Origin of the sequence: Amycolatopsis sp. SID8362, assembly GCF_010550475.1 — a bacterium.
Taxonomy (GTDB): Bacteria; Actinomycetota; Actinomycetes; order Mycobacteriales; family Pseudonocardiaceae; genus Amycolatopsis; species Amycolatopsis eburnea.
Genome location: NZ_JAAGNB010000190.1, coordinates 1 through 5,887 on the forward strand (window position 1 = coordinate 1; position 5,887 = coordinate 5,887).

8 protein-coding genes are annotated in these 5,887 nt (G+C 71.5%); 3 read left to right on the forward strand and 5 right to left on the reverse strand.

Annotated features, from left to right (window positions below; all coding sequences use genetic code 11):
* Nucleotides 1–49 precede the first annotated feature (49 nt).
* Nucleotides 50–169: a hypothetical protein gene (locus tag G3I65_RS06970; protein ID WP_239070684.1), complete on the forward strand. Its 120-nt coding sequence runs from the start codon at nt 50–52 to the stop codon at nt 167–169.
* Here G3I65_RS06970 and G3I65_RS06975 read toward each other — a convergent pair.
* Genes G3I65_RS06975 through G3I65_RS06985 form a run of 3 tightly spaced genes read right to left on the reverse strand, consistent with a single transcriptional unit; the run spans nt 166 to nt 1,723 of the window.
* The gene (locus G3I65_RS06975) at nt 166–567 is read right to left on the reverse strand and encodes a CoA-binding protein (RefSeq protein ID WP_160695354.1); all 402 of its coding nucleotides are present in this window, start codon (nt 565–567) and stop codon (nt 166–168) included. The two genes, G3I65_RS06970 and G3I65_RS06975, sit on opposite strands and share 4 nt — an antisense overlap.
* 23 nt (nt 568–590) lie before the next feature.
* Nucleotides 591–1,163, reverse strand: a complete 573-nt coding sequence (locus G3I65_RS06980; protein WP_125308119.1) for a hypothetical protein — start codon at nt 1,161–1,163, stop codon at nt 591–593.
* A 56-nt stretch (nt 1,164–1,219) separates the two neighbouring features.
* Nucleotides 1,220–1,723 carry a VOC family protein gene (locus G3I65_RS06985; protein ID WP_163046651.1) on the reverse strand — a complete coding sequence of 168 codons (504 nt, stop codon included), beginning with the start codon at nt 1,721–1,723 and terminating at the stop codon, nt 1,220–1,222.
* A gap of 139 nt (nt 1,724–1,862) precedes the next feature.
* Here G3I65_RS06985 and G3I65_RS06990 point away from each other — a divergent pair, with 139 nt between their 5' ends.
* Complete coding sequence (locus tag G3I65_RS06990) at nt 1,863–2,654, forward strand: 2-keto-4-pentenoate hydratase (RefSeq protein WP_125308117.1); 792 nt, start codon at nt 1,863–1,865, stop codon at nt 2,652–2,654.
* Nucleotides 2,651–3,406: a 2-keto-4-pentenoate hydratase gene (locus G3I65_RS06995; protein ID WP_203612305.1), complete on the forward strand. Its 756-nt coding sequence runs from the start codon at nt 2,651–2,653 to the stop codon at nt 3,404–3,406. The genes G3I65_RS06990 and G3I65_RS06995 overlap by 4 nt, the downstream gene beginning before the upstream one ends.
* Before the next feature lie 2 nt (nt 3,407–3,408).
* Here the strand turns inward: G3I65_RS06995 and G3I65_RS07000 are convergent, their stop codons facing one another.
* Nucleotides 3,409–4,191, reverse strand: coding sequence for a hypothetical protein (locus G3I65_RS07000; RefSeq protein WP_160695356.1), 783 nt, complete (start codon nt 4,189–4,191; stop codon nt 3,409–3,411).
* 167 nt (nt 4,192–4,358) lie between these two features.
* Nucleotides 4,359–5,887: ABC transporter ATP-binding protein (locus G3I65_RS07005; protein WP_160695357.1), on the reverse strand; the 1,529-nt coding region annotated here is incomplete at its 5' end.

Sequence of the window (5,887 nt, forward strand, 5' to 3'; positions counted from 1 at the left end):
CGACGACGGCGGCCGCGTCGCGCGGTTCGACACCCGGACCGGCGCGGCGCTGGCCGACGCCGCCGAGTGGGTCAGCTCACCGCGGGACAGCGCCGGCGACGGCGCGGGCGGCGTCTGGGTCGCCGACACCGGCAACCACCGGATCGTCCACTTCGGAGTGCCGGCCTAGTTCTTGGAGATCGCGGCGGTCGCGCGGACCACGGCGGTGCAGCGGTTCTCGACGTAGGCGAGCCCGCCTTCCTCGGCGATGCGGCGCGCTTCGGCGGAGACGATGCCCTGCTGCAGCCACAGTGCCTTCGCGCCGATCTCGACGGCCTCCCGCGCGATGCCCGGAGCTTCGGGCGACGGGCGGAAGACGTCGACCAGGTCGACCGGCTCCGGGATGTCCTTCAGCGAGCGGTAGACCTGCTCGCCGAGCAACTCGGTCGCGCTCGGGTGCACCGGGATGATCCGGAAGCCGTGCGCCTGCAGGACCGCCGGGACGCCGTGGGCGGCTTTGGCCGGGTCGCGGCTCAGCCCGACGACGGCGATGGTCTTCGCGCCGGCGAGGATTTCCTCTGGGGTCATACCGGGAGAACGCCCGGCGGGCGTCAAAGCTTCCAGAGCCGCAGGCCGCGCACGCGGTAGACGGGCCAGAGCACGTGCCACGGCTTCCGGCGGGCGAAGGTGGCGGCGCAGGTCAGGATGTTGCGGGCGGACGTCGTCGCCACCTCGTGCCGGTCCGGCCAGGACTCGCCCTTGGCGCCGACGGCGATGCGGAACACCGTCAGCAGGCCCCGGCCCTGCAGGTCGTACTTCGCGCCGGTGTCTCCGGAGTCTGGCGCGAGCTCGGCGATCTCGGCCCCGAAGGCACGGGCGGCCTGCGGCGCCACCTCGGCGGGCACCACGCCGACGCTGCGCGTGATCGCCTTGCCGTGCATCCGCCGCGCGTACCGGAACAGCAGCGAGCGCTCCCACCACGGCAGCAGCCGGTGGTGGGCCAGCAGCGCGGCGCACTCGCCGTGCCCGATGGCGAAGATGCTGGTCAGCTCGTCGTAGCTGCCGTTGGTGGCCGGCTCGTTCAGGTGCAGCCGCACCTCGAACCGGGTGCGCGCGGTGAGCTCGTCGAGCTGCTCACGGCGATCGAGCCGGGCTTTCGCGCGGGACAGGGACCAGTCGGACATCGCACCTCCAGACGTCGCGCACAGGGTATGCGGCGCGCGACGCCGGGAACACGCTTTCAGCCGATCTTCTCGCCGTACATCTCACCGAGCGGGTCGGAGATCAGCTCGACGCGGGCACCGTCCGGATCGGACAGGTAGATGGAAGTCTTGCTCTCCAGCAGGTACTGCACGCCGGCTTCGTCGAGCTTGTCCTTGATGGCGCTCCACCGATCGGGCGTGACGGAAAGGGCCAAGTGGTGCAGTCCACCGAGGACTTCCGCATACGGGCCGAGGTCCAGACCGGGCAGGTCGAAGAACGCGACCGCGTTGCCGTTGCCGACGTCGAAGAAGAAGTGGCTCGAGCCGGGGTAGTCGCGGTTCTCGATCAGCTCGGTGAGCGGGAAGCCGAGGACGTCCTGGTAGAACTCGATGGTCCGCTCGACGTCGCTGGAGATCAGCGCGGTGTGGTGGATGCCGCGCCCGTTCGTCGCCGGGCGGTCGGCGGCCGGGCGCAGGTGGCGCTCGCGCAGCTCGTCGCGGATCTCGGCGAGCTTGGTGACCTCGGCCTGGGTCGGTGCCATGTCCGTCACGTCCCTTCCTGGTGGTGGCGACAACGCTACGCCCGATTTATCTCGCGCGCAAGAGGTTGTCTAGCGAGAGTTCCGCTGGGTGGAACATCGAGGCTTGTGTGCGGGGTGCGCGCCGGGCAGAGTCCGGGGAGTGGACGTCAGCAAGGTGCAGGAGGCCGCCGCCGTACTGGCGCGGGCCTACGCGACGCGCGAGCCGGTCGAGCCGCTGATCAAGCTGTTCCCGGAGGCGACCGTCGAGGACGCGTACCGGATCCAGCAGGAGCAGGTGCGGCAGTGGGTCGAGGGCGGCGACGCCGTCCGCGGGCACAAGGTCGGCCTCGCCTCGGCGGCGATGCAGCGGCAGATGGGCGTCGACCAACCCGACTACGGCCACCTGACCGGGAGCATGTTCCACCTGGAGCACCAGCCGATCCCGACGTCGGCGTTCCTGCAGCCGCGCATCGAGCCGGAGATCGCGTTCGTGCTCGGCTCGGCGCTGCGCGGCCCCGGCGTGACGGTGGCGGACGCGGTGCGCGCGGTCGACTTCGTGCTGCCGTCGCTGGAGATCGTCGACTCCCGCATCCGCGACTGGAAGATCTCGCTCTTCGACACGATCTCCGACAACGCCTCGTCCGGCGGCGTGGTCCTGGGCAGCAGCCCGACCGCGCTGGGTGCGGTGGACCTGCGCCTGGCCGGCTGCGTCCTCTACCAGAACGGCTCGGTCGCGGCGACGGGCGCGGGCGGCGCGGTGCTCGGTTCGCCGTTGAATTCGCTGGTGTGGCTGGCGAACACGGTCGGGCCGCTGGGGGTCACACTGGAGCCGGGGCACGTCGTGCTGCCGGGGTCGATGACCCGGGCGATCCCGGTGTCCCCCGGCGACACGATCGTCGCGACCATCGCCGGCCTGGGCAGCGTCACCGCGGTCTTCTCGGAGGAATCATGAACGTGCGCGAGGCGGCCGCCGCGCTGCTCGGAACGGTTTCGGAGCGCTCGCCGCTGTCGGCGGAGTGGCCGGACCTCGACGTCGACACGGCGTACGCGATCCAGGACGAGGCCCTCCGGCAGCGGCGCGCCCGCGGCGAAACGCTGATCGGCGTGAAGCTGGGCCTGACGTCACGGGCGAAGCAGCAGCGGATGGGCATCGACTCGCCCCTGCTGGCCTGGCTGACCGACGCGATGGTGCTGCCCGCGGGGGTGCCGGTGCCTCCGCTGATCCACCCACGAGCCGAGCCGGAACTGGTCTTCGTGCTCGGCAAGCGGCTGGCCGGCCCCGGCGTCACGGCGGCGACGGCGCTGGCCGCGGTCGACCGGGTGTACGGCGGGATCGAGGTCATCGACAGCCGCTACACGGACTACCGCTTCACCCTCCCGGACGCGGTCGCCGACAACGGCTCGTCGGCGTACTTCGGCGTCGGCCCGGTAGGACTGCCGCCGGCTTCGCTGGACTTGTCGCTGGAAGCGGCGCTGCTGGAGGTCGACGGCCAGATAGTCGACACGGCCACCGGCGCGGCGGTCCAGGGCCACCCGGCGGAGGCCCTCGCCCTGGCGGCGAATTCCCTGGCGGCGCGGGGACTGGCGCTGGAGCCGGGGTGGCTGGTGCTGACCGGCGGGATGACGGACGCGGTGCCGCTGCGCCGTGGTTCCCGGGTGGCGGCGCACTTTTCGCACCTGGGGTCGATCACGCTGTCTGGGTGAGGTCACGCGCAGTGTGCCTCCCGTTTGAACAAGCCCTTGGTGCACGGTGAGGTGACGCCATCCACTGGGATGACGTAGTGATCCGACACGCCCAGGCCATCGAGACCGGTGTACCCGATCAACCCGGGCCCGGCCTCGGGATCGATGACGACTCCGTGCCGGCCGTCGTAGCGGATTCCCAGGTCCAGGAAGACCTTGGCGAGCTTGGCCGCCTGGGTGCCGTTGGGGCCGAAGAAGCCGCGATAGGTGAGGAAACCCGAGGCCGACACCTGTTGCCCGGTCGGCAGCTCCGCCTTCGAGCTGACGCCCAACGTGGGACCTTCGTAGGTCACCAGCCCGAATCTCTCGACACAGCGCCCCGTTCCGGCGTCGAGGTAGCCCGCGACCCGATCGTCGTCGAGCTGGACCGGCTGGAAGCGGTAGCCGACCTTGTAGGCGAAGTTCGCCGTGGAGTTGCTGACCTTGAGCGTCAGCGGGATGTAGAGGTCGCGCTGGAGGTCGACCTCGCAGCTGCCGGGGAGCGGTCCGGGCGCCTGACCGGCCGGGACCGGTGCGCCGAGGGAGAGTTCGACGTTCTCGGTGAATCCGTCCCCTTTGCCATCGCGGACCCGGAACTTGTACGTCGCGGCGGCCCCGTACTCGGTCTTGGCCGGAGGTGCTGTCGGCGCCGCGGCGATGCTGGTGGTGGCGGGCTGATACGAGTCGGAACTCCGCGGCGTTTCCCCGCACCCGGACAAGCTCAGGACAGCCGCCAGCGCGGCAACCGCCGCCATCCGAGCACGCATGATGTTCCCTCGGTGAGGACCGCGTTCCGAGCACCAGAGTCGGGACCTCGCGAGTGGCGGTTACGGCGGGCGGTGGGCCGGAATGAAACCGTGACGCCTGGGGTCGACCGCGCCGTGGCGGTGGTTGTCGGCTCCAGGGCGGCCGGAGGCGCGGGGTGGCCGGGGCTTCAGGGTGGGCCGTTCCGGTAGGCGCGGGCCTGGATCTCGTACAGCTCGTGGTAGACGCCGCCCGCTCGGATCAGGTCGTCGTGGGTGCCCTCCTCGATCAGGCGGCCCTTCTCCAGGACCAGGATGCGGTCCGCCGAGCGGATGTTGGCCAGGCGGTGGGTGACCAGGACCGTGGTGCGGCGGCCGCGGTGGGAGGTGCTCGCGTGCTGGAGGCCGGCGAACACCCGGGCTTCGGCGCGGGCGTCGAGCGCCGCCGTCGGTTCGTCGGCCACCAGGATCGAGGCGTCGCGGTAGATGCCGCGGGCGATGCCCATGCGTTGCCACTGGCCGCCCGAGAGGTCGTGGCCTTCGTCGAACTTCTTCGACAGCACCGTGTTCTCCTTGGCGGGCAGGGCGGCGATGACCTCGTCCGCGCCCGAGTAGTCGACTGCTTCGCGCCAGGCCCGGCCGTCCGGGTCCGCGCGGCCGAGGCGGCCGACCCTGATGTTGTTCGCCGCCGTCATCGGCCACTCCGCCGGTTCCTGGGCGATCACCGCGATGTTCGCGTGCACCGAGGCCGGGTCGGCGCGGGCCAGGTCGACGTCGTCCCAGTGGACGGTGCCCTCGTCCGGCGGGTAGAGCCCGGTGAGGAGCTTGCCCAGCGTGGTCTTGCCGGAGCCGTTCTCGCCGACCAGTGCGACCACCTCGCCGCGGCGGATGGTCAGCGAAACGTCGCGCAGGGCCGGGGTTTCACGGCCCGGGTAGGTGAACGTGACGCCCGTCAGCCGGATCTCGTCCGGGTCGGGCGGCGCGGTCAGCGACGTTTCCGGTGGCCGGCGCTTCCGCGATTCCGCGAGCAGCTGGTTGTAGAACCCGATGTAGAACGAGTCTTCGTACAGCGAGTTGACCGCGCGCATGGTGTTGGACAGCGCCGTCGACGCCGTGCGCATCGCCAGCACCGCCGTGCCGGCCAGCGCCAGCTCCATCGCGCTGGTGTAGAGCAGCCAGCCGAGCACCAGGTACGCCGCCGCCGTGCCCAGCCCGGCCGCCGCCCGGCCGGTCGTGCGCACCAGGTTGCTGCGGTGCGCCAGCCGGATCTCCTCGCGCGCGAGGCTGCGCGAGATGCGCCGGTACTCGCCGAGGAGTGGTTCCTGCAGCGTCAAGGCGTGCCGTTCGAGGGCCATCGTCCGCCAGGTGGCGACCTCCTCGACGACCGACTTGCGGATGTTGCGCCCGACCGTGTCGAGGAAGTGCCGGTAGTTCAGCTTCGCGACGCGCGCGGCGGCCCAGCCGTCGGCCGCCGCGGCGAGCAGGAGCACCGGCGCGAGCCACGGGTTCAGCAGCCCGGCCGTGATCATCGCCGCCACGAGCGAGATCACCGACGACGTCAGGTCGGCCAGCCGGCGCAGGCTCGTTTCGATGGCCCGGACGCCGAACCGGGCGCCCTGCCGCGCCAGTTCGCGGAAGTCCGCGTCCTCGAACGCGATCAGCCCGACGCGCACCACCGCCGCCGTCACGGCGTCGTCCGCCGCCGCGGTGACGCGCGGCC

What these genes read in the sequence shown, in the direction of transcription:
- G3I65_RS06975 (WP_160695354.1), bottom strand. Translation starts at nt 567, where the DNA reads ATGACCCCAGAGGAAATCCTCGCCGGCGCGAAGACCATCGCCGTCGTC.
- G3I65_RS06980 (WP_125308119.1), bottom strand. Translation starts at nt 1,163, where the DNA reads ATGTCCGACTGGTCCCTGTCCCGCGCGAAAGCCCGGCTCGATCGCCGT.
- G3I65_RS06985 (WP_163046651.1), bottom strand. Translation starts at nt 1,723, where the DNA reads ATGGCACCGACCCAGGCCGAGGTCACCAAGCTCGCCGAGATCCGCGAC.
- G3I65_RS06995 (WP_203612305.1), top strand. Translation starts at nt 2,651, where the DNA reads ATGAACGTGCGCGAGGCGGCCGCCGCGCTGCTCGGAACGGTTTCGGAG.
- G3I65_RS07000 (WP_160695356.1), bottom strand. Translation starts at nt 4,191, where the DNA reads ATGCGTGCTCGGATGGCGGCGGTTGCCGCGCTGGCGGCTGTCCTGAGC.